We start from the raw sequence: 26,226 nt of genomic DNA on the forward strand, positions 1-26,226 counted from the left end.
GATGGCACAAAGTGTCAATTCTCTACAGCAATTTCACCCCATTGATAATCAACTCAAACTGGCATTTGAGAAAATCGGCGGCACGGCGACATAAAACCATGCGGGTGAGGAAAATCTCGAAATATTCCAGAACTGGACAGATTTCAGTATCAATGGTCAATTCCAGACTGATCGTCTTGTTTTCTGCATTTACTCGTAAAAAGGAGTGTTCTACCGCATAGTTTACCCGGTCATGGATATCAAAAGTGGCAAAATCCTGATTGCGTACCCGGCTGCGGTGCACATCGGATTTGTCCGCCAGGATAACAGCCGCTGCCACCGGATTAACCGGTATTCCTCGTTGTTCATCATGGTTCCCGATAGCGGCAATCACCAGAGCGATTTCCTCCGGTTCCATACCCAGTTCCCGCAAAATGGGCAGAGCCAGAGTAGCTGCCAGTTCAGCATGGTAATGGCGATTGACTACATTGCCAATATCATGAATATAGCCGGCGATAGCTGCCAGCTCACAAAGGCGCTCCTCATATCCCAAACGTTCCAGTATATTTCTGGCAATAGCCGAAACCAGATGGACATGCCGGTAGCCATGTTCAGTAAAACCCAGCACACCCAGGTGCTCATTGCCTTTACGAATAAAAGCATCGACAAGTGGATGTTTTTTTACATCTTCCAGCTTAACTGTCACGCTGTTGCCCCTCCTCCAAAAAGCTCAATGCTACTGCCAGAACCTGTTCCTCTGTCATAGCATCGGTATTTATGTACAGGTCACAGTTTTCCCGGGCATGTCTCAGCCGGTGCTTTTGCTCTTTCAGCCTTTCTTCACCCCAGGCTACCTGGCGTCGCTGTTTTATGACAGCCAGAGATGCATCAAGATAGATCAGCACATCCGGCTTGGTCAGTTGCCACATAGTGGGGCTAATAGAATGTTCCTGCGCTACGGTATGGGCATGATAGCCCCGGGCTTTCAGACCCTGTACCAGTGTGGACTTGCCTGCCCCACAGGGCCCGGCCACCACGATCAGCCGCTCTTTTCCCATACCTATCGCCTCCTTACTGGCACTATCGGACGGGGAAGGACAAATCCAGGGTGCGCCATTCTTTTTCAGGAACTTCCCCTACAGTCAATACCACTACTGACATATCATCGGCCGGCCGGCCCTGATCCAGTTCTTCCATCTGGGTAAGCAAATGTTCGGCAATTAAAGAAGCATCAACAGGCTCATAACCCCGTAAAAAATGAAGAAAATCCTCACCATCCCAGCCCTGGCCGGTACGCTTGCCTGCCTCCCACACCCCATCAGTGAAGGCCAGTACAATCAACCCGGCTACCAGCGGCAGCTCGGTTATTTCCGGTTTCATGGTCCGCTGTACTCCAATGGGAGCGACATCCCTGCCCAGAATCCGCCCTCCATCGGGGCCGCTGATCACTACCGGACAATGGCTGTTACGGGAAACCAGCAAAGAACGGGTTTGCAAATCTGCTGAAATTAAGGTCAGTTCCGCTGAAACCCGACCATGTTTAACCGCATATAAAAAGTCATGAACCGCCCGGGCCACCGCGCCATCTCGTACTCCTTCGGACAGGAGGGTAACGGCTTTGGTCACCACCAGATTGCTGGTACCTTTGGCTGCCCAGCCACTCCCCTGCCCATCAGCCATGATCACCGATAGCCCACCTTTGGCCCGTTCGACAACTTCCACACTATCCCCGCTTTCCCGGGACGCATATTTGGGCCGCTTGCGCACCGCTATGCGAACTTCCAGCACTAGCCTTCCCCTCCATTGTGAGTGATTGTCCCTTATGTTATTCGTGATTATAATAGAAAATCCTGTCTGCAATAAGCCCGAAAATACCAGAAAAAAAAGGGGGATATTATTTTTATCCCCCGAACTCCGCTGTTTTTTGCATTTTTTCCGTTTTTCCCTTTTGATTCAGCCCTAATGTAAAGGCGAGAATAGTATCAATTTTGGCCATATCCTCCTCACTGAGGCTGCCAATAAAATTAGCTGGTGTAAAATGTCGTCGACTGAGGGTGCGTATCTGCAAGCAAAGAGCAACACATTCTTTGTTGAGCCCATTTTGACCACCAGGGGTGATAGGAGCGGAAAAAAGTATATTTTTCAGGCGACTGTTAGCACTTAAAGGAATAACAGTGATGGTGGGACTGAACTTATTGGCGATTTCCCCTTGAATCACCACCACCCTATGACAACCCCGGGGTAATGTCTGTTCAACCCCTAGCGGTAACTGAAACACATCACCGCGTCTAGGTTGGAAAACTTCTTCCAGCCTTACCAATACTACCATTCCTCCTTTCCAGCCACAGATCCCAGGCTCTGCTAGCCTCCCGGTCCAGAGCTTCCCACAAGCCCAGTTTCTTCAACCACAGCCCAGTACCTGAACACCAGCTCTGCCAGATCAGCCAGGATTTTGAATGCCGAATATAATACCGCTTGGAAGGGGGGTGTTTTAAAACCAGTCTACGCCCGCGTTCTGCTGTCCAGTATTGGCCGCCAGGACCGGTAACCGGCTGAAACCAGGTCAACAGACGTCGAAACCCGCCTTTAAACCAGTTCATCACTTCGTCATATTTAGTCACTTCTCTCATCCCCCTTGAATTTTGTCGTTTAATGAAAATATCTACCGATTTCGTAATATTTCTTTGAAAATCTCTTGTTTTTATTATTAGACGCTTGACTGAATTTTCCTGCTAATTTTTTAAAATTTTTTGTTAGACCAAAAACAAAAACCCGGCTCCGAGTGAAACCGGGTTTCTCCATTTTATTCCTTTTCTTCCCCTTCTTTATAGGCAATGGCGCTTTTGAGAATTTCAATCTCCACTTTATCCGCCACTTTCAGCATGACGGTTTTTTCCTTGACCCGCATAATGGTACCACAAATACCACCAATGGTTACCACTTTATCCTTTGGTTGCAAACTTTCCAGCAGCTGTTTCTTCTGTTTGGCCTGTTTTTGCTGGGGACGGATTAAAAGAAAATAGAAAAGCACAAAAAACAGCACCAGGGAACCAATATTCATCAATTGAGCCTGATTCAATGACTTTACCTCCCTTTTTTCATGTTGTCCAATATAATTCGCTACACTTGCGGTTATTCCTCCTGGTCGCCTTCATATTTAGCCATAAACTGGCGTTTAAATTCCACAAACCTGTCTTCCAGAATGGCCTGCCGGATTCCCTCCATCAGCCGCAGGAGGAAATAGAGGTTATGAATGGTGGCCAGCCGCAAGGCCAGAACCTCTTCTGCCTTAAAGAGGTGGCGCAAATAGGCCCGGCTGTAATTGCGGCAAGTATAGCAATCACATTCAGGGTCCAGGGGTGAAAAATCCCGGGCATAGGCGGCATTGCGAATCACCACTTTGCCTCGACTGGTCAGGCAAGTACCATTTCTGGCAATTCGGGTGGGCAATACGCAATCAAACATGTCTACTCCCAGGGCCACCCCTTCCAGTAAGCAATCGGGTGAGCCTACTCCCATCAGATAGCGGGGCTTGTCCTTGGGCAACAGGGGTACTGTATAGTCCAGCACCTCATACATCAAGGGTTTAGGCTCTCCTACCGATAATCCGCCAATGGCATAGCCGGGAAAATCAATTTCCACAATCTCCGCCGCACTTTGTTCCCGCAAATCCCGATAGGTAACCCCCTGAACTATCCCAAACAGGGCCTGATCTTCTTTATGATGAGCGGCTTTACAGCGTTTGGCCCAGCGGGTAGTGCGCTCCATCGCTGCCCTGGCATATTCATAACTGCTGGGATAAGGAGCGCATTCATCAAAGGCCATGGCAATGGTGGAACCCAGGGCCATTTCAATTTCCATCACCTTTTCCGGGCTCAGAAAATGGCTACTGCCATCCAGATGGCTTTTAAAAGTCACCCCCTCTTCTGTTATATTACGCAAAGGTCCTAAACTGAAAACCTGAAAACCCCCGCTGTCGGTCAGAATCGGGCGGTCCCAGTGCATAAACCGGTGTAATCCCCCGGCTTCTTTAATTAACTCGTGGCCGGGGCGCAGATAGAGATGGTAGGTGTTGGCTAGAATGATCTGGGCCCCAATTTCCTTGAGCTCCTCGGGCGTCATGGTTTTGACAGTTGCCTGAGTGCCTACCGGCATGAAAACCGGGGTATCAATTACCCCATGGGGGGTGTGCAGGCGTCCGACCCGGGCTTTGGTCTCCTTGCATTCCTTGATCAGTTCATAACGTACCGGCATATGTTAATCCTCCTCAAATGATCAGCATGGCATCCCCAAAACTGAAAAAGCGATACCTTTCCCTTACAGCCTCCTCATAAGCTGCCAGAATCCGTTCCCTTCCTACCAGGGCAGCTACCAGCATTAATAAGGTGGATTTGGGCAAATGGAAATTGGTAATCAGGCCATCGATCATCTTAAACTGATAACCGGGATAGATAAAAATATCAGTCCAGCCTTCCCCGGCCTGGACCTGTCCCGGAGCCACTGCCGCTGTTTCCAGCACCCGGGTGGAGGTAGTGCCTACCGCAATTACCCGCCTCCCTTCGGCTTTGGCCCGGTTTAAAACCTGAGCCGCTTCTGCAGAAAGGCGGTAGTATTCAGCATGCATCTGATGTTCCTCAATCTTCTCCACCTTTACCGGACGGAAAGTACCCAGGCCTACATGGAGCAGGACTTTGACAATTTCTATTCCCCGCTCCTGCAATTCCGCCAGCAGGCGCGGCGTAAAATGCAAGCCGGCAGTAGGAGCCGCTGCTGAACCCTCTTCCCGGGCGTATACTGTTTGATAGCGCTCCCGGTCTGGCAGCTTTTCCCGAATATAGGGAGGTAAAGGCATTTCCCCCAGCCGGTCCAGCAGTTCCTCCCAGACGCCCCGATAGACAAACCGCAGAATTCTGCCCCCTGCCGGAGTAACATCCTCCACTTCGGCTTCCAGCAAACCGTCACCAAATTGCAGCCAGGTGCCCGGTCGTGCCCTTTTGCCGGGTTTCAGCAATACTTCCCAGCGATCCTTGTCAATTCTGTGCAGTAAAACTACCTCAATTCGAGCACCAGTACCCTTTTTTTCGCCAAACAGGCGAGCCGGAATTACGCGAGTTTCATTGACGACCAGGACATCCCCGGCCCGCAAGTATTCCGGCAGTTGATAAAAGTAACGATGTTCCAGGCGCTTCTCCTGGCGAAAAAGCACCAGAAGACGCGAATGGTCCCGCGGTTCCACTGGCTGCTGGGCAATCAATTCTTCCGGTAGAAAAAAATCAAAATCACTGACACGCATTTAAACCCCTCATCCCTTTAATATACACATGGTAGATTATACCCATTAAGTCGAAAAATATCAATGAAAAAAGAAGGCAGAATAACTGCCTTCTTACTGAGACTGGTTATAATCGCCCACCAGCTGGGCACCCGTATAGTAAAATTGCAGAATCTGTTTATAGGTCTGACCGTTTTCCGCCCGGCCCTTGGCCCCGTACTGGGACATCCCCAGTCCATGACCCCAGCCTTCTGAGGTAAAGGTAACGGATTGCAGCTCCTGGGTTACAGGGTCCTTGACCAGAGTCATGGATTTGGCCCGGGCTTTTAAACCAAAGGTGGTCCTAACCCTGTCGGCGTTTTTGAGGATCACTTCCAGCGGGTTGCCATTTTTGTCCTTACCAGTTATGCGCAAAATTTGTATACGCTGGCCTACAGTGGTCAGTTTGTCCACTATTAAGTCAGTAACATCCCCAAAATTATAGCCTTTAAGATTAAGTTGAGTGATTAAACCCGCCTTATCATAGGTCACAGTATTTTTCGGGTCACTCCGATAATGCCAGTCATTATAATCAAAGGGGTCGACTTTACCCCGCAGGTAAGCTACTGTCGAAGACCATACCTCCTCGCTGTTTTCAGTAGCACCACCATTGCTGGAATGGAAAACAGCGTCAATAGGCTGGCCATTATAGACCAGTACCTCACCCCGGGTCTGATCCACCGCACTGCTGCTACTGCCCCTTTCTTTGTCATACCCGCCATAAACCTGGCTGGCATCAGTAGGCAGAACGTTATATTCCGCCAGCGGATTAGCTTTGATCTGCCGCAGGGCATAGGTGCGGGCCGCTACCGCCTGAGCTTTCAGGGCTTCCATATGCCAGGAAGTGGGCATTTCCGATGGTACCACCCCGTAGAGATATTCCTCCATCGGTAAAACATTGATGATATTAAAAGCGGTTTCTGAGCGGGGGATTAAGCGGAAATTGCCGCGATATCTTTTGCCATTAAAACCGATTAAAGGCGGATTGTTCAACTGAGTCGACTGGCGCTGAAACTCCAGGGGCCCCACGAAGGTACCTGCAGGCGTACCATCTACTGTCAGGGCCAGGCCTTTGGCCGCCCTCGGCTTAGCCTGAGCATCCACCATGAAGTAGTCCTTTGGCAAGGCCTGCACAGTGCCTCCAGCTCCTACCCCATAAAGTCCAGTGCTATCAGCAGGCAGAGTAGTAACCGCTCCCTCACCATTTAACACATAGATGTCCCCGCCATTATCCGGGCTGACATCTACCTGTACGCCATCACTATTATTCACTGTAGCCACTACCGCCCCGGTTTTGTTATCCACCACTTGATAAGGGCCGTAGATTTTGTCAGAATAGCTGCTGGCATCAATTTTCAAGGCCACCTTGATAATCGGCTGAGCCGCTGCCAGAATCGGGGCCGGTGCAGTCAGATAGCCCAGCATCAATACGATGAGGATGAGGGTCCCGATTTTTTTCTTCATTGTTCTCTCCTCCCCCGTTCTCTTAAAAAGAAAATTCGACAGAAAAAGGGAAAGTTCCTGCTGGTAAAAAAGAAAAATACCTGTCCCAAGCGCATAATAGACCTGAGACAGGTATTTTTTCAGTTATTATCAGTCTTCTGCTGCTGTGTTTGCGTCTCTCCTGAAGTGGAAGGAGTAGCGGTTCCCCCTTCTCCCCCTAGAGAAAGGTCAATTTCAGTAATGAAAACAATCCCCTGATCCTCCGGCTGGGCGACTGCCGGCTTGGTCGGATTAGCAGGTGCAGGTTGGCTGGTCTGCGGCTTACCGGAATTAGTTGTGGCCGGTTTTACCGTTACCGCAGGTTTTTGCTCTTTGGTAGATTGCCCCTGCTGTTTAGTGCTGTTCCTGGAAACAGATTTAGTCTCTGTCTGCACCCTGGCTTCGGATTTTACCGTTTGCTGCTTCTCGCCTTTAGCCACAGCAGTCGTAGCAGGTTTTACCGTTTCCTGTTCCTGCCGGTTTTTCTTTTCCTCAATATTCTGGACCAGCTTACCTAAGGACAATCCCTGGCCGGCAGCAATCTGTACTGCCTGGGGCACTGTAACCACCGTCTTCAGAGCCACCTGCAGTTGCTGGCGCTCCAGAAACTGTTTGGTCTGCTGCCTTAAAAGAGCTGCAATCTGGGCTGCCTTAGCCTCGCCCTGACGGGAAGCCACCGCCAGGATAATCTGGGGCGAACCGTTTTTACCCAGATAGCCCGCCGCTTCTGCTGCCCTGGTCAGGCGATTGACCGCTTCTGCTGCCGCCAGACCATGAATGGGCGTACTGGCCAGCAGCTCTTTAGCCTCCTGGTTCAATCCTTGTTCTTCCACTACCCGGTTCTGGTCATCCAGCCCCAGCTGAAAGCTGGGATTGATGTCCAGAGAAAGGTAAGTAACTACAGGGCCCAGGTTCGGTTGATTCCACTGCTGCCAGAAGGGCAGAAGAGCCAGTACCAGAAAGACAGCTGCCACCGCCCCCAGCCAGTGTCGCCAGGAGGTGAAAACTGCCACTTTTTCTGGCCCTAATTCAATTTCCTCACCAATCTCCACCGGTTTATGCAGGCGAATAGTGCGGAATTCGCCACCGGGGCCCAGGACAATGGCCTGCTTGCCCTCGATTTCCAGCACCACGCCTTTGTTCTTTTTCATCGCAGGTCACCACTTTCCTCACTGCACATATTCTTTCAGATAGGAAAAATCATAAATCAAAATGAGGGCGATGGCTATTATGTACTTGCGTTGCCGTTCCAGAGTCTTGCGGCTGACCTCTACCAGCTCTGTCAACTCTTTCAAGGGCAATTCGCCCCGATTGAGCAGGTGCTGACGCAGTTCCGGCCGCTCTGCCACCAGCCGAGCAGCAGCCAGGGCATTGGCTCTGGCATCGGCGTGTTTGGGACAAATTTCCGGCAGCTCCCGGAAACTGATCTGAAAGCGGGCCAGCAACTTGCTATAGGCTACAATCTCCTCCCGGCGTTCCAGGCGTTCCTGTTCCAGCTGATGCTGTAGCATCGCCTGGTGCATGGTCATGCGTTCAGCTACTACCAGGCCATCTTCCTCTTCCTGGCCCAGACCCGACAGAGGGATTACCTTATTCCCGCGCTGTTCTTTGCGGTAATAGTCAATTAACCGCCGTTTAATTACTGTTTCAGCAAAGGCAAGAAAGCTACCGCTCTTCTGGGGGTCATAACTGTTAATGGCCTCATCAAAGGCCATTAAGCCGATACTGATTTCCTCATCCTGGCCCTGTTGTACAAACCGTCCGCTTCTTTGCGAAAGCACTCGCAAAATGAAGGGTTTAAACTGGCGGATGAGTTCCTCCCGTGCCCCGTGCTCTCCTCGTTGCGCCTGGGCTAACAGCTCCAGATGCCGGGGAGATTCCTGGACCTCCATATGGGGTTCGGTTCGACCCATGCCTTTCACCCCTCATCAAATAGATTCGCTCTATCCCCTCTTTTTACGGGGGTACTAACGCCGAAAAAGCAAATTTAACAAAAGAGTAAGAATTATGCTGATCACAATGCTGGTAGCAAGAGGAAAGTAAAAGGTAAAATTCCCTTTCTGAATATAGATATCCCCTGGCAAACGGCCAGCAGGCAGAATTTTCTCCATTAACCAGATTAACAGGCCCGCTCCCACCAGAAACAGACCTGTTCCCATCAGCCATTTACCCATACCTATACCTCCACTCCCAAATGGCGATAGGCCAGCTGGGTGGCCACGCGACCCCTGGGGGTGCGCTGGATGAAACCCAGCTGTAACAGGAAAGGTTCATAAACATCTTCGATAGTAGTGGCCTCTTCCCCTGTAGAAGCGGCCAGGGTGTCCAGCCCTACCGGGCCGCCCCCAAATTTGAGAATAATGGTTTCCAGCAAGCGGCGATCTGTCTGGTCCAGGCCCAGCTCATCCACTGCCAGCAAATCCAGGGCCTGGGCCGCTACCTCCCCGGTAATCCTCCCCTGAGCTCTAACCTGGGCATAGTCCCGTACCCGTTTCAACAATCGGTTGGCAATGCGGGGGGTGCCCCGGCAACGGCCAGCAATCTCCCGCGCTCCCTCAATGGTAATGGGGATTTGCAAAATCCCGGCCGCCCGCACCACAATGGCGGTCAGTTCGTCTTGTTCATAGTAATCCAGGCGGCAGATTACCCCGAACCGATCCCGCAACGGGGCACTTAAAGCCCCGGCTCGAGTGGTCGCTCCTACCAGGGTAAAGGGCGGCAAATCCAGGCGCAGGGAACGGGCACTGGGACCCTTGCCGATAACAATATCCAGAGCAAAATCCTCCATGGCGGCATAAAGCACTTCCTCCACACTGCGGCTGAGACGATGAATCTCATCGATAAACAGAATATCCCGGGCCTGCAAATTGGTGAGCAAAGCCGCCAGATCTCCAGGACGCTCAATGGCAGGCCCGGAAGTAATGCGCAAATTCACTCCCATTTCATTGGCAATCACCGTAGCCAGGGTGGTTTTACCCAGGCCGGGAGGGCCATAAAGCAACACATGGTCCAGAGCTTCCCTTCGGGCTCTGGCTGCTTCGATGAAAATTTGCAAGTGTTCCTTGACCCTGGTTTGGCCGATATATTCCTTCAGGCGGCGGGGCCTTAGACTTAAATCCCATTCAGCCTCTTCCCCCATTTGAGGTGAGAGCAGTCTTTCTTCCATTCCTCAGGCCTGGTTCAAAAAACTTGACTGTTTTTATTTTTAGTCAAGTCGGCCCCCAGACCAGGCTTTCGCCTCCTTCCGAATACTTGATTTGGCCCCGCAGGGCAGGGCGACAGGGGACCTCGGCCCGGGAGTTCCACCCGGACGGGAGTACTGCACCGGTTTATGCTGACCTCCCGGTGAGAGTATAACTCCGCCTCCCGCGTCCTGTTAGGACGCCTACCGGTTTCTCCGACACCGGCTAACGGGGTCACCGTACGGACAGGGCCAATAACTTCAGGTCAGGCCAGACGGAGTTATACGCCTCCTGTTCACACGGAGCAAGCCCGTTATGCACAGAAAGCCTCTCCTCCAGCCGCCTCAAGCAGGCCCTGACCCCACGGGTCATCCCTTTTCCTTCCCCAGGTCTATCAGGATTAACCTTCCGGGTCAGGTTTTGCTTGATTTGCGATACCAGTTGCCTGAGTTCTATAGTCACCCGTTCTTTTCCCAGGCCCGAAGCCTGTTCGGGTGTACACCTAATCTCTTTGCTGCTTCTCCAGTGGATAATAGTTCCATACTTTTAATGTTGTAAAACAGTTAAATACAATCAATTATAGTATAGTTTTGAAGCTGCTGCATACCTCCTATCCGGTTGCCAGATAAGCCAGTGCTTTTTTCAGAATCTCCTCAATGGGCAGATCCCCGGGCTCTTCAGTCAACACTGCCGCCACCGCCTGCCGGGCTTCCTGCGGCTGATAGCCCAGGGCCTCTAAGGCCAGAATCGCATCAGCAGTCGCTTCCATTTCCCCTTCTCTTCCTGTCGGCAGTTCCATATTAGCAGGCAGGGCCAGGTCTTCTCCCATCAGCTTTTTCAAGCGATCTTTCAACTCCAGCACCATTCTTTTGGCTGTTTTAGGACCAATCCCCGGTACAGAAGTTAGGGCCTTGACATTTTCCTCCATTACTGCGAGACAGAGGCCATCCTGGCCTAAAACCCCCAGACAGGCCAGAGCCCCTTTCGGTCCTATCCCTGCCACAGTTTGCAGTAACTCAAACAAATCCCGTTCCCCGGCTTTGGTAAAACCATAGAGGGACCAGCCTTCTTCCCGGACTTGCAGGGAGGTATGCAATAATGCTTCTTCCCCGATTTCCGGCAGAGCCCCCGCTGTCCGGGCATGAATATATACTTTATATCCTACGCCGTTTACATCCAAAAGGCAACTGTCCAGCTGGTTGGCTACCAGCTTCCCCCGTAGAAAAGCAATCATGACATCCTCCCCAGAAGCGAATAATTGGAATGAGCATGACAGATAGCCAGGGCCAGAGCATCGGCCACATCATCGGGTTTGGGCACCCCGGGCAAATTTAAAATAGCCTTCACCATGGCCTGGACCTGCTGTTTTTCCGCCCGCCCGTATCCTACCACTGCTTGCTTTACCTGCAGGGGAGTATATTCAAAAACCGGCAGCTCCGCCTGGGCACAGGCCAGCAGCACCGCCCCCCGGGCTTGCCCTACCGCCAGAGCAGTAGTGGTATTGCGGTTAAAAAACAATTCCTCTACAGCAACCTGGTCCGGTTGGAACTCCCGGATCAGAGCAGTGATTTCCTGGTGAATGACCAGCAATCTCCGGGGCAAATCCAGCTCCGGGGTGGTGCGAATACAGCTATAAGCCAGAGGGCGAAAACGGTTACCCAGGTACTCCACCACCCCGTAACCAGTGATGGCTGTCCCCGGGTCTACTCCCAAAATAATCATGCCGCTGCTTCCTCTCCAAACATAGTACAAATATAATATATTCGTCAGCGAATATTCGTTCTCCTGCTGCTTCTCAAAAAATTCCCAGAATCTCGCGTCCAGCCCCTAGTGCCTGCCAGTTCAACTGGTATGCCAGAGAAATTTCCGTATGAGCGGCAAAGCCGCAGAGGGCACAGGAAGGACCGCTAGTCCGATTGAGCAGGTAACAGCCCTGGCGATAGGTGCCGTCCGGGTCCACGTTGGCAATCATCCAGCTTTCACACTGCCAGCGGTTATCCTTAAGAGCCTCCAGGGCTGCCAGACTATCGGCTACCGGATAACCGGCCTGTTTTAAATTCTGCAATTCTGTCAGCACCCAGCGCCGCTCCTCCCAGCTGCAAAGCATATCTTCGCTTTCGGGATAAGGATAAAAAAACTGGATGGTAATCCCCTGCACTTTTCCGGCCAGCAGTTTGACCAGCTCCGGTATTTCCCGCACATTGTAGCGGTGAATAGTGATGTTGGCCAACACCCGGCTGCAGGCTGCCCTGATATGATCCATAATCCGGTTAAAACTCTTCCCTCGCCAGCAGTCATGGGTATCCGGCAGGCCATCGATACTGACCCAGTAGATGTCGGCCGGATAAATTAAAGGCTGTAAACCATTGGTAGTTACACCAACAGTGTAAAAATATTTTTTTGCCAGTTCAATTACATCCGCCAGGGTCTTTTTTCCATCCCGCCAGAGGGTTGGCTCCCCACCTTCCAGAATCAATAGCCTGATCCCTTCCTGCCGTAAAAAAGGAAAAAGATTCTGCAGCTGCCGCCAGCTCAGTTCTGGTCCCGGTCTGCGCCAGTAAGGACACTGGCGGCAGCGCAAAGAACAGCGGTGGGTTAGTTTAACCCCGGCTAAAATGGGTTGCTTGCGCTGTGAAAATTTGCTGACCAGATAATACCTGGCCAGATAGAATAAACGCCCGAATTGCACTGTTTTACCCCTTTGCTCCCCTGTTATATTTCGATAATTTCCATCTCCATGGTTAACAGATTGATGGTCAGTAACCGTTGACTCAAAGATTCACCGGTCCTCAACAGGATTTTGGCCACTTCGGCCACTTCCAGGCTGGCTACCACCGCCGGTGTAAAAGCAGGGTTGCCCAGCTTTTTTTCTACTCCCTTGCTTTCAGCTCTTCGCCGGTAAATGCGTTCTACGGTTTCCTCCCCGGGAAACTGGGTAGTTACCTGGCCAAACCAGCCGCCAATTGCCCCGTGAACCAGGGGTAACTGCAACTCCCGGCAGACTGCCGCCAGTTCCAGGCGAGTATCAATATTGTCCAGGGCATCTACTACTACCTGGGCCCCTGCCAGCAGTTCCCTGCCATTGGCCTGGGAAAAGGCTTTTTGCTGCGGCACAACCGTTACAGCCGGGTTAATGCGGGCCAATCTTTCCGCCGCTACCATGACTTTGGGTCGCCCCAGGTCAGCCGGGGTAGACAGCAACTGGCGATTGAGATTGTGTTCCTCAAACCCATCGGGATCAATAGCATAGATCCGTCCCACCCCCAGGCGGGCCAGCTCTTCCAGAATATAGCCCCCTAAGCCTCCGCATCCAATTACAGCTACCGTGCTGCGTAACAAGGTCAGCTGGTCGGCCAGGGAAATGGTCTGCCGGTTACGTTGATAGCGGGCCGGCAGAAAACCAGCTTCCAGCGCCGCTTCTTCCACCTGGGCCAGGGTTAATTGAAAACGCTCGGCAGCCTCTACCTGGGCTGACCAGGGCAGTAAATCTCCCTGACAGTGCTGAGCCAGAAATGCTCTCAGGTCCATATTAGCCACCTCCTACCGGTGGGAACAGAGACAGCGTATCCCCATCTGTCAGCTGATGCTCCAGTTCTACATCCCGGCCATTGACCAGGATCAGGGCCAGCTCCTCCTCCGGAATGCCCAGTTCCTCCACAATTCGCCCTACCGTGGTTCCCTCCGGATACTCCCGGGTCTCCACCTTAAAGCGTCCGGTGCGTAAAGTCGCAAACAATTTTACCGTTACCTTCATCTGCCATCACCCTTTTCTTTTTATTATACCATAGAGAAAAGAGGACTTCCCAGTCCGGGAAGCCCTCTTTCTCTCTTTATAACCCCAGTTCCTGTCTCCTGGCCGCTGTTGGCACTCCGTTTTCATCCCAGCCCCGCACCTGGTAATAGACAGGCAGCAATTCTGCCAGCCGGTGCACACTGCCCTTGGACGGCCCGTCCGGAATGGGCTCTTCCAGTAAACGCCGGGGCAGGGTATCGTCCTGAGCGGTATAGCCCTCCTGCAGGTTGAACAGGCGCTCATTGTTCCAGATCCGTTCCCCGCAGGCCAGCAGTTGTTCTGCTGTCAGGTTTTCCCCGGTGGCGGCATTATACAGGTCGGCATAATCCTGCGCCCCCAGGGCAAAGGAGGTGAACAGGCACAGCCCCAGGCTGTCGATTACTGCCGTCAGGTCCTGGAATACCTTCACCCATTCCGCTTTCCCCTCCAGGGAGAACCGGTCCAACTTCTCCGGCAAGCCCAGAATCTCAGGGGAAATCATGTAACCCCGCACATGGCAGCCACCCCGGTTGGAGGTAGCATACTGCAAACCATGGCCCTGCACACCCCGCGGGTCATAGGCCGGCAGTTCCTGCTTCTTGACCGCCATCGCCAGCTCCGGATGGCCATAGGCCTCACACAACCGGGCGGAACCCAAAGCCAGCTTGGCCCCCAGGCCTTCCCCGGCTCCCATCTTGCGGGTCCATTCCACGATGGCTTCCCCACTGCCCCACTTCAGCTCCGGTCCATCCACTTCCTCGGGCTTGATGATGCCCCGCTGGTAAAGCTCCATGGCCGCCGCAATGGTAGCTCCAGCTGAGATGGTATCCAAACCGTACTCATTGCAGAGATTGTTGGCCTTGATTATCGCTTTCAGGTCGGAGACGCCACAGTCAGAGCCATAGGCCCAGATGGTTTCATACTCCGGACCGCCCCCTTCTTCCCCGTCTACTTCACAGTAGCGGCCACAGGCAATAGGACAGCGATAACAGGGATCTTTCTTTTTCAGGTATTTCTCCGCCAGAGTTTCCCCGGAGATTTCATCGGCAGCCGGGAAATAGGCTTCCTGAAAGTTGTTGGTGGGCAATATGCCGCTTTCATTGATGATATTGACCAGCACCGCTGTGCCATAAGCCGGCAGGCCCTGGCCGGTGACGCCGTTCTCCCGGATTTTCTTCAACAGCCCGCTGACCACTTCCTTGAAGCGGTCGGGCTGGGCTACTTCTACCTTACCGCTGCCTCGCACCACGATGGCCTTCAGGTTCTTAGAACCCATGACGGCACCTACCCCGGAACGGCCTGCGGCCCGGTAGCGGTCATTCATGACGGCAGCGATGGGAGATAGCCGTTCCCCGGCCGGACCGATGGTCAATACCCTGGCCTTGTCGTCTCCTGCCTCAGCCAGAAGTCCGTCAGTGGTTTCACTGACCAGTTTGCCCCAGTACTTGTCGGCAGGGCGGATTTCCACCTGGTCATCCTTGATGTAGATATATACGGGTTTGGCTGCTTTCCCTTCTACAATCACCATGTCATAGCCAGCGAATTTCAGTTCTGCGCCCCAGAAACCTCCGGAGTTGGAAGAGGCAATGGTATTGTTGAGGGGGGATTTGGTAACTACCATGTAACGTCCGGAAGTCGGAGCGGAAGTACCGGTAAGCGGACCGGTAATGAAAAAGATTTTGTTAGCTTCACTCAAAGGATCGATACCAGCCGGAATTTCCTCGGCCAGCATGCGGCCCCCCAGGCCCCGGCCGCCGAGAAAGGCTCTGGCTTTCTCCACCGGCAGGGCTTCGGTGGTGATAGAACCGGTAGTTAAATTGATGCGCAGAATTTTACCCGAATAAGCATTGAACACTGTGCAAACACCTCTTTCTTCATATCTTGTTACAAAGCATTTTTATAAATTTGAATTACATCCTCCAGGGTAGCCTTCCGTGGGTTGGTTAAACTACAGGCATCTTTCATAGCATTTTGAGCCATGACAGGAATATCTTCTTCTTTTACTCCCAGTTCAGTCAGCCCCCGCGGAATCCCAATATCCTGGGACAATTGCACAATTGCCTCCAGCGCCTTGTCAGCCGCAGCGCGCACAGAAAGGCCGGCAATGTTTTCTCCCATTGCTTCAGCAATATCAGCAAACCGCTGCGGATTGGCGATCAGGTTGAACCGTTCTACATGAGGCAAGAGGATAGCATTGCAAACCCCGTGGGGCAGGTTATAAAAACCACCCAGCTGGTGAGCCATCGCATGAACATAACCGAGGCTGGCGTTATTAAACGCCATACCAGCCAAAAACTCAGCATAAGCCATTTTATCCCGGGCCTCAAAGTCATCACCATTTGCTACTGCCCGCCGCAAATACTGGCTAATCAATTTGATGGCCATCAGGGCAGCTGAATCGGTTACCGGAGTAGCCGCCGTGGATACATAGGCTTCCACCGCATGAGTCAAGGCATCCATACCAGTAGCTGCGGTCAATGCCGGTGGCTTTTTCATCATCAGCAACGGGTCGTTAATGGCAACATTCGGAGTACAACGCCAGTCAACGATAGCCATTTTTACATGACGGTCCGTATCAGTGATGATACAAAAACGGGTCATTTCACTGGCAGTACCAGCTGTTGTGTTGACTGCAATCAAGGGAATCATCGGTTTGGTGGATTTATCCACACCTTCATAGTCACGGATGTTCCCGCCATTAGCAGCTACAATACCAATCCCTTTGGCACAGTCATGACTTGAACCCCCACCCAGGGAAACAATCAGGTCACAGCCTTCTTTTTTGAAGAGGTCAACCCCATCATGAACATTTTTATCAGTCGGATTCGGTTCTGCCCCCGGATAAATTACTACTTTAATGCCTTCCTTTTCAATAATGTCACTGATCTCTTTGGCCATGCCTATCTGGTTCAAATAAGCATCAGTAACCAGTAAGACTTTTTTACCCCCCAGAAGCTTTGCCTGTTCACCCACTTTCTGAGCAGCCCCGGCCCCCATTAAATTAACCGTAGGCATAAAATAACCATAAACCTGATGAACAACTGACATCTTTCATTCCTCCTTCCTACTATAATCTTTTACTGGTTGTGTTGGCATTAATCATCTTTTGCAAAATTCATGCCAATTTTCAGAAAAATCCATCAACCTGAATTAACGGCTTTGCTGAACCGAAAAAAAAACGAACTGTTCCACAATAAAACAGTTCGTGCCGGTACACTTTGTTCATTTAAGCAAATTGTATTCCTTCAGTTTTCGATACAGGGTAGTTCTGCCCATTCCCAGCAGCCTGGCAGCCGGAGCAATTTTCCCTTTGGTTTTTTGTAATGCCTCGATAATAGCCAGCCTGGTTTTTTCTTCCAATAACGCTCCTTCCTCGACTTTTGTGCTACAAAATAGATTTTGCCGCAGTTCGGGAGGCAAATCCGCTACCGTGATTTGAGGTCCACCGGCTAAAGCAACCATGCCAGTTATAATATTTTCCAATTCCCGCACATTTCCGGGCCAATGGTAAGCAAGTAAATAAGGATATATTTCCCGGTCCACTTCCAGCAAAGGTTTACCCATATTCTGGCAAGCTTTAGAAACAAAATAGGGTACCAGGTCATAGATGTCCTCTATTCGCTCCCGTAGTGGCGGCAGGTTAATGGTAACCACTTTTAAACGATAATACAGATCCAGACGAAACAAGCCAGTTTTAACCAGTTTTTCTAAATCTTTATGGGTTGCCGCAATTACCCTCACATTAATTTTCCTGACCTTGTGATCACCGATGCGACAAACTTCCCTTTCCTGCAGCAATCTTAACAGAGCCACCTGTACATTGGCAGGCATATCCCCAATTTCATCAAGAAAAATCGTTCCGCCATCAGCCAGTTCAAATTTGCCCGGTTGTCCACCTTTTTTGGCACCGGTAAAAGCGCCTTCAGCATAGCCGAAAAGCTCACTTTCAATCAAATTAGGAGGCAAGGCTGCACAATTTAAGGCTACAAACGGTCCTTCCCGGCGGTCACTCAGCTGATGAATATATCGGGCTATCACTTCTTTACCTGTACCACTTTCCCCCTGAAGCAATACAGAAACATTGACCGCAGCCGCTCTAGCCGCTATATCCAGCACCTGTTTCGATTTGGCACAGTTCCCAACCCAGCAGCTGGACTCTATGGGATCGACATTTGCCCTGGTCAGGTTTAAAACCCCAACGCTACCGAGCAAACGACCTTCAGGGGAAGTAACTCGTATCAGACGGGAATCAATTTCCTTGCCAGCATTGTCTTCAAACTGCAGGTCTAATCTCTTGTGGCTGAACAGGATACTTTTGGTATTATCAAAAACATCTCCTACCGTGTTACCAATTATTTCCTCTCGTCTTTTACCCAGGAGCTGCGCACCCTGCTGGTTAATTTCCTTGATTACCCCTTTGTTGTCTATTACAATAAATCCTTGCCGCAGCATAGCTCCAGCCAGCTGCAATCCTCGCTGACTTATAGCAGCTTCTTTTTGCAATTCAGCAAGAAGCAGGTTTTGTTCGATCATTTTAGCGCCAATCAAGGCTATTTCCAGAAAACGACTATTTCTCTGTCCACTTTCTCCGGATATATCCAGAACCCCTACGATTTTCCCCTGGGGATTACGTACAGGAGCAGCCCAGCAGGATAAAAAATGGTTCTCCTGAACATAATGCTCCCAGCCTAATACTTTTACTGCCGTACCTTCGGAAATTGACGTACCAATGGCATTTGTACCCCTTACGTCTTCTCGCCAGTTGGCTCCCGGTGATAACTGTACTTGTTGTGCTCTGGTCAGAAAAGGCGGATCTCCGACTACTTTTAAAATATAGCCTTCGAAATCACACAAAATGACCATATAATTCTGACCCTGCAGCAAACGATAAATATACGGAAGTACCTGTTCTGCAGCTTGAACTAAACTCTCCTGAGCTTGACAACGCTCACGCAAAAGCGGCGCCGGGAGTATATCAGTATCCTTTACCAGTCGGTAGTTTACTCTTCTTTCTCTGCTCCTCTGCCAGGAACGCAGGATGATCGGTTCTACTCCACTCACTGTATTCTCACCAGCTATAAAGCGCCGCCATTGCTCACTCATCCTCTTTTCACCCACCTTTGCGAATTATTGTCAAAGGAGGACTTCCCGGTCCAGGAAGCCCTCCTTTTCTTCTTATAACCCCAGTTCCTGTCTCCTGGCCGCTGTTGGCACTCCGTTTTCATCCCAGCCCCGCACCTGGTAATAGACAGGCAGCAATTCTGCCAGCCGGTGCACACTGCCCTTGGATGGCCCGTCCGGAATGGGCTCTTCCAGTAAGCGCCGGGGCAGGGTGTCATCCTGGGCGGTATAGCCCTCCTGCAGGTTGAACAGGCGCTCATTGTTCCAGATCCGTTCCCCGCAGGCCAGCAGTTGTTCTGCTGTCAGGTTTTCCCCGGTGGCGGCATTATACAGGTCGGCATAATCCTGCGCCCCCAGGGCAAAGGAGGTGAACAGGCACAGCCCCAGGCTGTCGATTACTGCCGTCAGGTCCTGGAATACCTTCACCCATTCCGCTTTCCCCTCCAGGGAGAACCGGTCCAGTTTCTCCGGCAAGCCCAGAATTTCCGGGGAAATCATGTAACCCCGCACATGGCAGCCACCCCGGTTGGAGGTAGCATACTGCAAACCATGGCCCTGCACACCCCGCGGGTCATAGGCCGGCAGTTCCTGCTTCTTGACCGCCATCGCCAGCTCCGGATGGCCATAGGCCTCACACAACCGGGCGGAACCCAGCGCCAGTTTGGCCCCCAGGCCTTCCCCGGCTCCCATCTTGCGGGTCCATTCCACGATGGCTTCCCCACTGCCCCATTTCAGCTCCGGTCCATCCACTTCCTCGGGCTTGATGATGCCCCGCTGGTAGAGCTCCATGGCCGCCGCAATGGTAGCTCCAGCTGAGATGGTATCCAAACCGTACTCATTGCAGAGATTGTTGGCCTTGATTATCGCTTTCAGGTCGGAGACGCCACAGTCAGAGCCATAGGCCCAGATGGTTTCATACTCCGGACCGCCCCCTTCTTCCCCATCCACTTCACAGTAGCGGCCACAGGCGATGGGACAGCGGTAACAGGGATCTTTCTTTTTCAGGTATTTCTCCGCCAGGGTTTCCCCGGAGATTTCATCGGCAGCCGGGAAATAGGCTTCCTGAAAATTGTTGGTGGGAAATATGCCGCTTTCATTGATGATATTGACCAGCACCGCTGTGCCATAAGCCGGCAGGCCCTGACCGGTGACGCCGTTCTCCCGGATTTTCTTCAACAGCCCGCTGACCACTTCCTTGAAGCGGTCGGGCTGGGCTACTTCTACCTTACCGCTGCCTCGCACCACGATGGCCTTCAGGTTCTTAGAACCCATGACGGCACCTACCCCGGAACGGCCTGCGGCCCGGTAGCGGTCATTCATGACGGCAGCGATGGGAGATAGCCGTTCCCCGGCCGGACCGATGGTCAATACCCTGGCCTTGTCGTCTCCTGCCTCAGCCAGAAGTCCGTCAGTGGTTTCACTGACCAGTTTGCCCCAGTACTTGTCGGCAGGGCGGATTTCCACCTGGTCATCCTTGATGTAGATATATACGGGTTTGGCTGCTTTCCCTTCTACAATCACCATGTCATAGCCAGCGAATTTCAGTTCTGCGCCCCAGAAACCTCCGGAGTTGGAAGAGGCAATGGTATTGTTGAGGGGGGATTTGGTAACTACCATGTAACGTCCGGAAGTCGGAGCGGAAGTACCGGTAAGCGGACCGGTAATGAAAAAGATTTTGTTAGCTTCACTCAGGGGATCGATTCCGGCTGGGATTTCTTCGGCCAGCATGCGGCCCCCCAGGCCCCGGCCGCCGAGAAAGGCTCTGGCTTTCTCCACCGGCAGGACTTCGGTGGTGATAGAGCCGGTAGTTAAATTGATGCGCAGGATTTTGCCTGCATAAGCGTTAGACACAAATACCCCTCCTCTACTCGAAATGTAGGTAAATATTTCGCCGCAGAGGCAGGTTTTTCCTGCCGGGTAAGTTTTCTTTTCTGCAATTTTCTTTTTCTTCAGTATAATCGTGAGACTTTTGGGCCCGTATGTAGCTATACATAAGGTGAAACAACTACAAGCAACAAGAAGAGCTGCCCCGCAAGGGACAGCTCCATTATTTTGACTATCTCATCACCCCAGGGCAGCAAGCCTTTCCCTTAGCGCCTCTGCTTTTTCCCGGTACTCAGCCGCTCTGGCTTTTTCCTTTTCCACCACCGCTGCCGGGGCCCTGGCGACAAAGCTTTCATTGTTCAGCTTGGCTTCCACACGGGCCAGGTCTTCTTCCACTTTGGCCAGCTCTCTGGCTAGCCGCTCTTTCTCCTTCTCGATATCAATCAGCCCGGCCAGAGGCAGGTAGATTTCCACCCCTTTAGCCACAGCAGCCGCCGCTTGAGCCGGTTTCTCCGGCAGGGTCAGCACCAGCTCCAGTTCACCGATACCGGCCAGCTGTTTGAGGTAACTGGCTCCCGCCTGCAATACCGCCAGATTTTCCTCCCGGTTGGCCGCCAGAATGGCAGCAATCTGACGGGAAGGGGGTACATTCATCTCCGCCCGGATATTGCGCACCGCCCGAATGGCTTCCATCAGCAGCTCCATGGCTGCTTCAGCTTCAGAATCATTGTATTCCGGTTTGACCTGCGGCCAGGGAGCCAGCATGATGGTTTCGCCCTGGTGGGGCAGAGCCTGCCAGATTTCCTCGGTGATAAAGGGCATAAAGGGATGCAGCAGTTCCATAGTCCGGCTCAATACATACCAGAGGGTCCACTGGGCCGTAGCCCGGGAGCCAGGGGTTTCTTTCCCGTAAAGCCGGGGCTTGATCAATTCAATATACCAGTCACAGAATTCACTCCAGATGAAATCATAGAGAACCCGGGCCGCTTCCCCCAGTTCATAGCGATCCAGTTGCCGGGTTACTTCCTCAATGGTATGATTGAGGCGGCTGAGAATCCAGCGATCAGCCAGGGCCAATTCCGGCTGCACTTCCTCCGGCTTGAAGTCCCCCAGGTTGAGCAGAGCAAAGCGGGCAGCATTCCAGATCTTGTTGGCAAAATTCCGGGTTCCTTCCAGGCGTTCCTGCTGGAAGCGCAGGTCATTACCGGGGGTATTGCCGGTAATCAGCATAAAGCGCAGGGTATCGGCTCCGTACTGGTCAATGATATCTATTGGATCAACCCCATTACCCAGGGATTTGGACATCTTCCGCCCCTGAGCATCCAGCACCAGCCCATGGATGAGAACTTCCTTGAAGGGCCGCTCCTGCATGAACTCGAGACCCATGAAAATCATGCGGGCCACCCAGAAGAAAATGATATCCCGGCCGGTGACCAGCACTGAAGTAGGATAAAAATGGGCCAGTTCCTCCGTCTGTTCCGGCCAGCCCATGGTGGAAAAGGGCCAGAGGGCGGAACTGAACCAGGTATCCAGCACATCGGGGTCCTGTTCCAGGTTAGTGCTGCCACAGTGCGGACAGCTGGTGGGGTTTTCCTTGGCACAGATTTCTGCCCCACAATCCTGACAGTACCAGACGGGAATGCGGTGTCCCCACCAGAGCTGGCGGGAAATGCACCAGTCCCTGATGTTTTCCAGCCAGTTGATGTAGATTTTGGTGAAACGCTCCGGCACAAACCGCAGTTTCCCTTCCTGCACCACCTTGATGGCCGGTTCGGCCAGGGGCTTCATCTTGACAAACCACTGGGGTGAAACCATGGGTTCGATCACAGTATCACAGCGGTAGCAATGCCCAACGGCATGAGTATGTTCTTCCACTTTTACCAGGTAGCCCTGGGCTTCCAGATCTTTGACTATCTGGGCCCGGCAGGCATAGCGTTCCATCCCCTGGTAAGGCCCGGCCTCTTCGTTCATCAAACCTTCTCTGGTCATGACAGTAATCTGGGGCAAATGGTGGCGCTGACCAATTTCAAAGTCATTCAGGTCATGGGCTGGCGTGATTTTCACCGCCCCGGTCCCAAATTCTTTTTCCACATATTCGTCAGCAATCACCGGAATTTCCCGACCCAGAATAGGCAGAATCAAGGTTTTGCCGATCAGGTGACGATAGCGCTCATCTTCCGGATGTACGGCTACGGCTACGTCCCCCAGCATGGTTTCGGGGCGGGTGGTGGCTACAATGATGCGTTCCTGGCTATCCTTGACCGGATAGGCAATGTGATAGAGCTTGCCGGCTGTTTCCTCGTGCTCCACCTCGATATCGGAAATGGTGGTCATGCACTTGGGACACCAGTTGATGATATAACTGCCCCGGTAAATGAGGCCTTTGTTATAGAGCTCCACAAACACATCCCTGACCGCTTTAGAGCAGCCTTCATCCATAGTAAAGCGTTCCCGCTGCCAGTCACAGGAAGCCCCCAGGCGGCGCAACTGTTTGGTAATGCGGTCACCATAAGTATTTTTCCAGTCCCAAACCCGTTCCAGAAATTTCTCCCGGCCCAGGTCATACTTGGACAAACCTTCTTTGGCCAGCTGTTCCTCCACTTTGGCCTGGGTAGCAATTCCGGCATGGTCAGTGCCCGGCATCCAGAGGGTATTGTAACCCTGCATCCGCTTCCAGCGGATGAGAATATCCTGCATGGTGTTATCCAGGGCATGGCCCATGTGCAGAGCCCCGGTCACATTGGGCGGGGGCATCACGATACTGAAAGGCTCTTTGTTTTTGTCAACCTCAGCATGAAAATAGCCCTTTTCCTCCCAGCGGGAATACCATTTGCTTTCCACTTCCTGGGGGTTATAGGTTGTAGGTAATTGGCCGCTTCTGGTTGCAGTGGTCATAATTGCTCTCCCCTCTATACGAATATGTTCTAAAAACAAAAGGCTCTTTCACCCCTAAGGGCGAAAGAGCCAGGCTTCCGCGGTACCACCTTAGTTTTTCCCTGCCGGAACAGCAGAGAAACCCTCTACAGCTGTAACGGGCAGACCCGCTGCTGTCTACTTTTCTTCAACAGCAGAGCTCTGGGGCGACCTTCAGCGCATTCCCCCGGAAACCTTTCAGCCTGCGGGTTTCCTCTCTGTCGAGGTAGGCTCGCCTACTCCTCCCCATCATTGCCTTTCCCTGATTATGTACAATATTTTATGAAAAAGGAAATCTTTTGTCAACCTGCTCCAAAGCGGGTATAATGAAAATAAGGAATTGATTGTATTTAACTGTTTTACTACATTAAAGGTATGGAACTATTATCCATTGGAGAAGCAGCAAAGTCCGGCAGGGTTTCGGGGAGCTGATCAGGAATGCCAGAGAAACACGAGAAGAACAAATTTAGCATAACTGTGTGCGGGGAGTTTTTTCCGGAGATTTACCCGACTCACCGGTCTTCGAAGTGGAGCCGGGGCGAAGAAGACCCGCTGACTACGGAGATGCGTCTCTTCTGTGCCTGTATGCGGTGGGCCTTTAACCGGCTCCTGGAAGGTGCTTCCCGCCATGAAATCAAGAAGTCAGGACAAGAACTTTTCGGGCTGAACTCCCGCTTTGTCGATGACTCCAGACTTAAAGCACAGGCCCTGCTGGACTCCCAAACAGAACTGCTGAAGTTAAAAAATGAAGAAACAGAAAAGAAACTGGGCCGGGCCAGGAAGAAACTCAGCCTGGCCATGAGGAAGCTGGCGAAGGCAGAGAAAAAAGGGGCTGCACCAGAAGATATTGAAAAGCTCCGCCTGGCAGTCAAGGGGCGGAACAAGCGGGTGGTTTCACTGGCAAAAAGGCTGGCTGAACTGAAGGATTACCGGGAGAAGGGTACAATACCAAAGGTAGTCTTTGGGGGCAGAAGGCTGTGGGAAAAGGTCTGCCAGGGCCGGGCCGCCCGTGAGGAATGGCGGCATGCCCGCAGGAACCGCCTCTACTCCCGGGGAGACGAGAGCAAGGGAGGCAACCCCAACATTAAGATATTTTATGACGGACAGGACTTCCGCCTGGCGGTTTCCCTCTCCCACCTTTCTGAACAGACAGGCATAGATAAACTTGGACGCCCCAGGATGAGCCAGGCCCCCAGGGTTGAGGGTAAGTTGTGGCTGCCGGAAAAACACCGGGAACTGGTGCAGATATGGCTGGCCATGAAGTTACCCTATGCGGTAGAACTGATCCGCACCCTGGAAGGACGCTATTTGGTACATTTGACATTTGAAGTGGTCAGGGTGATGGAACCGGACTTTGCTAAAGGTTGTCTGGCTATAGATACAAACCCTGATGGGGTAGCCCTGTGTAACGTTAGTGCTTCCGGCCAGCCGGAGCCGTGGCCGGAGGGTTTTAATATTCCTTATCCCGGCAACCTGGGCAAGTATGAAGGAGAGTTTCAGGTTATCCCTTACCCGAACGGCTTTCTTTATATCAGAATACCAGACTTAGCCCATGCTTCCAGCTTCCGGCGTAGCTACCTGATAGGCGTTTTAGCTAAAGTAGTGGTAGATATAGCTTTCTTTTCAGGCAAACCCATTGTTTTAGAAAACCTGAACTTTGGCAAAGACAGGCTGGACACTAATAAAAAGTTTAACCGCATGGCTTCCAATTTTCCATTTGCGAAAATGGTAGGAGCAATGTATCGGAGAGCGACAAAAGAAGGGGTGCCTTTCAAGTTAGTATCACCCCGGCATACTTCAACCATAGGTTACTGGAAGTATATGAAACGTTACGCCGTTCCGGTGCATTGCGCGGCGGCACTGGTTACAGGACGCCGGGCAATGGGGTTCAGGGAACGGGTGACTGAAGAACTCAGGCAACTGGTATCGCAAATCAAGCAAAACCTGACCCGGAAGGATAATCCTGATAGACCTGGGGAAGGAAAAGGGATGACCCGTGGGGTCAGGGCCTGCTTGAGGCGGCTGGAGGAGAGGCTTCCTGTGCATAACGGGCTTGCCCAGAGTGAGCAGGAGGCGTATAACTCCGTCTGGTCTGACCTGAAGTTATTGGCCCTGTCCGTACGGTGACCCCGTTTAGCCGGTGTCGGAGAAACCGGTAGGCGTCCTAACAGGACACGGGAGGCGGAGTTATACTCCCACCGGGAGATCAGCATAAACCGGTGCAGTACTCCCGTCCGGGTGGAACTCCCGGGCCGAGGTCCCCTGTCGCCCTTGCCCCGCGGGGGCAAATCAAGTATTCGGAAAGGAGGCGAAAGCCTGGTCTGGGGGCCGACTTGATTGAAAATAAAAATAATCAAGTTTTTTGAACCAGGTATGGGAATGGATCAGCAACAGGAAAAGCTATATACTGTTCAAGATTATCTGGACCTGGATGAAGGGGCACGGGTGGAGCTGATCGGGGGCCGTTTTTATGCCATGGTTCCGGCTCCTTCGCGGCAGCATCAGAAGATTATTGGTAAACTCTTTTTAAATCTTGGTAATTATTTAACTAAAAAGGGCGGTCCCTGTGAGGTTTATCTTTCTCCCTTTGATGTTTATAACCCGTTACCTGCTGAATGAGGACTACCAATATGGTGAGCCAG

Annotated in this window: 26 protein-coding genes and 1 other annotated feature; of the genes, 2 read left to right on the plus strand and 24 right to left on the minus strand. The window is 52.1% G+C overall.

Features of this window, described 5'->3' with window-relative positions:
- Positions 1 to 22: 22 nt before the first annotated feature.
- The 24 genes from CTH_RS11955 to CTH_RS12075 form a co-directional block, all read right to left on the minus strand.
- The gene (locus tag CTH_RS11955; RefSeq protein ID WP_078665355.1) at positions 23 to 685 is read right to left on the minus strand and encodes an HD domain-containing protein; all 663 of its coding nucleotides are present in this window, start codon (positions 683 to 685) and stop codon (positions 23 to 25) included.
- The gene (locus tag CTH_RS11960; RefSeq protein ID WP_078665356.1) at positions 675 to 1,037 is read right to left on the minus strand and encodes a hypothetical protein; all 363 of its coding nucleotides are present in this window, start codon (positions 1,035 to 1,037) and stop codon (positions 675 to 677) included. The genes CTH_RS11955 and CTH_RS11960 overlap by 11 nt, the downstream gene beginning before the upstream one ends.
- Positions 1,038 to 1,059: 22 nt before the next feature.
- A complete protein-coding gene (locus CTH_RS11965) occupies positions 1,060 to 1,767 on the minus strand; it encodes a PP2C family protein-serine/threonine phosphatase (RefSeq protein WP_200803475.1) in 708 nt (235 codons plus the stop codon).
- Between the two features lie 112 nt (positions 1,768 to 1,879).
- Positions 1,880 to 2,308 (minus strand): type II toxin-antitoxin system PemK/MazF family toxin, encoded by a 429-nt coding sequence (locus CTH_RS11970; protein WP_078665357.1) that lies wholly within the window; start codon positions 2,306 to 2,308, stop codon positions 1,880 to 1,882.
- On the minus strand, positions 2,268 to 2,600 hold the full coding sequence (locus CTH_RS11975; RefSeq protein ID WP_078665358.1) for a hypothetical protein: 333 nt from the start codon (positions 2,598 to 2,600) through the stop codon (positions 2,268 to 2,270). Before CTH_RS11975 ends, CTH_RS11970 begins: the two co-directional genes overlap by 41 nt.
- A gap of 182 nt (positions 2,601 to 2,782) precedes the next feature.
- Positions 2,783 to 3,058 carry a preprotein translocase subunit YajC gene (yajC, locus tag CTH_RS11980; RefSeq protein WP_242946678.1) on the minus strand — a complete coding sequence of 92 codons (276 nt, stop codon included), beginning with the start codon at positions 3,056 to 3,058 and terminating at the stop codon, positions 2,783 to 2,785.
- A gap of 53 nt (positions 3,059 to 3,111) precedes the next feature.
- Positions 3,112 to 4,233 carry a tRNA guanosine(34) transglycosylase Tgt gene (gene tgt / locus CTH_RS11985; protein WP_078665359.1) on the minus strand — a complete coding sequence of 374 codons (1,122 nt, stop codon included), beginning with the start codon at positions 4,231 to 4,233 and terminating at the stop codon, positions 3,112 to 3,114.
- A 13-nt stretch (positions 4,234 to 4,246) separates the two neighbouring features.
- Positions 4,247 to 5,272: a tRNA preQ1(34) S-adenosylmethionine ribosyltransferase-isomerase QueA gene (gene queA / locus CTH_RS11990; RefSeq protein WP_078665360.1), complete on the minus strand. Its 1,026-nt coding sequence runs from the start codon at positions 5,270 to 5,272 to the stop codon at positions 4,247 to 4,249.
- 93 nt (positions 5,273 to 5,365) lie between these two features.
- The gene (locus CTH_RS11995) at positions 5,366 to 6,754 is read right to left on the minus strand and encodes a SpoIID/LytB domain-containing protein (RefSeq protein ID WP_078665361.1); all 1,389 of its coding nucleotides are present in this window, start codon (positions 6,752 to 6,754) and stop codon (positions 5,366 to 5,368) included.
- 119 nt (positions 6,755 to 6,873) lie between these two features.
- Positions 6,874 to 7,923 (minus strand): anti-sigma factor domain-containing protein, encoded by a 1,050-nt coding sequence (locus CTH_RS12000; RefSeq protein ID WP_107754064.1) that lies wholly within the window; start codon positions 7,921 to 7,923, stop codon positions 6,874 to 6,876.
- 18 nt (positions 7,924 to 7,941) lie between these two features.
- Positions 7,942 to 8,685, minus strand: coding sequence for an RNA polymerase sigma factor SigI (sigI, locus tag CTH_RS12005; RefSeq protein ID WP_078665363.1), 744 nt, complete (start codon positions 8,683 to 8,685; stop codon positions 7,942 to 7,944).
- 54 nt (positions 8,686 to 8,739) lie between these two features.
- Positions 8,740 to 8,946, minus strand: a complete 207-nt coding sequence (locus CTH_RS12010; RefSeq protein WP_079907846.1) for a DUF2905 domain-containing protein — start codon at positions 8,944 to 8,946, stop codon at positions 8,740 to 8,742.
- A 2-nt stretch (positions 8,947 to 8,948) separates the two neighbouring features.
- Positions 8,949 to 9,938, minus strand: coding sequence for a Holliday junction branch migration DNA helicase RuvB (ruvB, locus tag CTH_RS12015; protein ID WP_079907847.1), 990 nt, complete (start codon positions 9,936 to 9,938; stop codon positions 8,949 to 8,951).
- Between the two features lie 250 nt (positions 9,939 to 10,188).
- Positions 10,189 to 10,416, minus strand: coding sequence for a hypothetical protein (locus CTH_RS12020; protein WP_175577336.1), 228 nt, complete (start codon positions 10,414 to 10,416; stop codon positions 10,189 to 10,191).
- Between the two features lie 148 nt (positions 10,417 to 10,564).
- The gene (gene ruvA / locus CTH_RS12030; RefSeq protein WP_078666681.1) at positions 10,565 to 11,188 is read right to left on the minus strand and encodes a Holliday junction branch migration protein RuvA; all 624 of its coding nucleotides are present in this window, start codon (positions 11,186 to 11,188) and stop codon (positions 10,565 to 10,567) included.
- On the minus strand, positions 11,185 to 11,676 hold the full coding sequence (ruvC, locus tag CTH_RS12035; protein WP_079907851.1) for a crossover junction endodeoxyribonuclease RuvC: 492 nt from the start codon (positions 11,674 to 11,676) through the stop codon (positions 11,185 to 11,187). Before ruvC ends, ruvA begins: the two co-directional genes overlap by 4 nt.
- Positions 11,677 to 11,749: 73 nt before the next feature.
- Positions 11,750 to 12,643 carry a radical SAM protein gene (locus tag CTH_RS12040; protein WP_107754066.1) on the minus strand — a complete coding sequence of 298 codons (894 nt, stop codon included), beginning with the start codon at positions 12,641 to 12,643 and terminating at the stop codon, positions 11,750 to 11,752.
- A gap of 23 nt (positions 12,644 to 12,666) precedes the next feature.
- Positions 12,667 to 13,482 (minus strand): HesA/MoeB/ThiF family protein, encoded by an 816-nt coding sequence (locus CTH_RS12045; protein ID WP_078666678.1) that lies wholly within the window; start codon positions 13,480 to 13,482, stop codon positions 12,667 to 12,669.
- Between the two features lies 1 nt (position 13,483).
- Positions 13,484 to 13,708 carry a MoaD/ThiS family protein gene (locus CTH_RS12050; protein WP_078666677.1) on the minus strand — a complete coding sequence of 75 codons (225 nt, stop codon included), beginning with the start codon at positions 13,706 to 13,708 and terminating at the stop codon, positions 13,484 to 13,486.
- Positions 13,709 to 13,784: 76 nt separating this feature from the next.
- Positions 13,785 to 15,581 (minus strand): aldehyde ferredoxin oxidoreductase family protein, encoded by a 1,797-nt coding sequence (locus CTH_RS12055; RefSeq protein ID WP_107754068.1) that lies wholly within the window; start codon positions 15,579 to 15,581, stop codon positions 13,785 to 13,787.
- Positions 15,582 to 15,610: 29 nt separating this feature from the next.
- The gene (locus CTH_RS12060) at positions 15,611 to 16,774 is read right to left on the minus strand and encodes an iron-containing alcohol dehydrogenase (RefSeq protein ID WP_107754070.1); all 1,164 of its coding nucleotides are present in this window, start codon (positions 16,772 to 16,774) and stop codon (positions 15,611 to 15,613) included.
- Between the two features lie 174 nt (positions 16,775 to 16,948).
- Positions 16,949 to 18,829 (minus strand): sigma-54-dependent Fis family transcriptional regulator, encoded by a 1,881-nt coding sequence (locus tag CTH_RS12065; protein ID WP_078666669.1) that lies wholly within the window; start codon positions 18,827 to 18,829, stop codon positions 16,949 to 16,951.
- A 72-nt stretch (positions 18,830 to 18,901) separates the two neighbouring features.
- Positions 18,902 to 20,698, minus strand: a complete 1,797-nt coding sequence (locus CTH_RS12070) for an aldehyde ferredoxin oxidoreductase family protein (RefSeq protein WP_107754072.1) — start codon at positions 20,696 to 20,698, stop codon at positions 18,902 to 18,904.
- A 213-nt stretch (positions 20,699 to 20,911) separates the two neighbouring features.
- A complete protein-coding gene (locus CTH_RS12075; RefSeq protein WP_078666693.1) occupies positions 20,912 to 23,566 on the minus strand; it encodes a valine--tRNA ligase in 2,655 nt (884 codons plus the stop codon).
- A gap of 53 nt (positions 23,567 to 23,619) precedes the next feature.
- Positions 23,620 to 23,846, minus strand: a binding site (T-box leader).
- A 176-nt stretch (positions 23,847 to 24,022) separates the two neighbouring features.
- Between CTH_RS12075 and CTH_RS12080 the strand changes: the two genes are divergently transcribed.
- A complete protein-coding gene (locus CTH_RS12080) occupies positions 24,023 to 25,711 on the plus strand; it encodes an IS200/IS605 family accessory protein TnpB-related protein (RefSeq protein WP_107754074.1) in 1,689 nt (562 codons plus the stop codon).
- Positions 25,712 to 25,921: 210 nt separating this feature from the next.
- A complete protein-coding gene (locus CTH_RS12085; RefSeq protein WP_107754076.1) occupies positions 25,922 to 26,203 on the plus strand; it encodes a Uma2 family endonuclease in 282 nt (93 codons plus the stop codon).
- The last annotated feature ends 23 nt before the right edge of the window (positions 26,204 to 26,226 follow it).

It is taken from the genome of Carboxydocella thermautotrophica (assembly GCA_003054495.1).
Lineage (GTDB): Bacteria > Bacillota.

What these genes read in the sequence shown, in the direction of transcription:
- CTH_RS11960 (WP_078665356.1), bottom strand. Translation starts at nt 1,037, where the DNA reads ATGGGAAAAGAGCGGCTGATCGTGGTGGCCGGGCCCTGTGGGGCAGGC.
- CTH_RS11970 (WP_078665357.1), bottom strand. Translation starts at nt 2,308, where the DNA reads ATGGTAGTATTGGTAAGGCTGGAAGAAGTTTTCCAACCTAGACGCGGT.
- tgt (WP_078665359.1), bottom strand. Translation starts at nt 4,233, where the DNA reads ATGCCGGTACGTTATGAACTGATCAAGGAATGCAAGGAGACCAAAGCC.
- queA (WP_078665360.1), bottom strand. Translation starts at nt 5,272, where the DNA reads ATGCGTGTCAGTGATTTTGATTTTTTTCTACCGGAAGAATTGATTGCC.
- CTH_RS11995 (WP_078665361.1), bottom strand. Translation starts at nt 6,754, where the DNA reads ATGAAGAAAAAAATCGGGACCCTCATCCTCATCGTATTGATGCTGGGC.
- CTH_RS12000 (WP_107754064.1), bottom strand. Translation starts at nt 7,923, where the DNA reads ATGAAAAAGAACAAAGGCGTGGTGCTGGAAATCGAGGGCAAGCAGGCC.
- sigI (WP_078665363.1), bottom strand. Translation starts at nt 8,685, where the DNA reads ATGGGTCGAACCGAACCCCATATGGAGGTCCAGGAATCTCCCCGGCAT.
- CTH_RS12010 (WP_079907846.1), bottom strand. Translation starts at nt 8,946, where the DNA reads ATGGGTAAATGGCTGATGGGAACAGGTCTGTTTCTGGTGGGAGCGGGC.
- ruvB (WP_079907847.1), bottom strand. Translation starts at nt 9,938, where the DNA reads ATGGAAGAAAGACTGCTCTCACCTCAAATGGGGGAAGAGGCTGAATGG.
- ruvA (WP_078666681.1), bottom strand. Translation starts at nt 11,188, where the DNA reads ATGATTGCTTTTCTACGGGGGAAGCTGGTAGCCAACCAGCTGGACAGT.
- ruvC (WP_079907851.1), bottom strand. Translation starts at nt 11,676, where the DNA reads ATGATTATTTTGGGAGTAGACCCGGGGACAGCCATCACTGGTTACGGG.
- CTH_RS12045 (WP_078666678.1), bottom strand. Translation starts at nt 13,482, where the DNA reads ATGGACCTGAGAGCATTTCTGGCTCAGCACTGTCAGGGAGATTTACTG.
- CTH_RS12050 (WP_078666677.1), bottom strand. Translation starts at nt 13,708, where the DNA reads ATGAAGGTAACGGTAAAATTGTTTGCGACTTTACGCACCGGACGCTTT.
- CTH_RS12060 (WP_107754070.1), bottom strand. Translation starts at nt 16,774, where the DNA reads ATGTCAGTTGTTCATCAGGTTTATGGTTATTTTATGCCTACGGTTAAT.
- CTH_RS12065 (WP_078666669.1), bottom strand. Translation starts at nt 18,829, where the DNA reads ATGAGTGAGCAATGGCGGCGCTTTATAGCTGGTGAGAATACAGTGAGT.
- CTH_RS12075 (WP_078666693.1), bottom strand. Translation starts at nt 23,566, where the DNA reads ATGACCACTGCAACCAGAAGCGGCCAATTACCTACAACCTATAACCCC.
- CTH_RS12080 (WP_107754074.1), top strand. Translation starts at nt 24,023, where the DNA reads ATGCCAGAGAAACACGAGAAGAACAAATTTAGCATAACTGTGTGCGGG.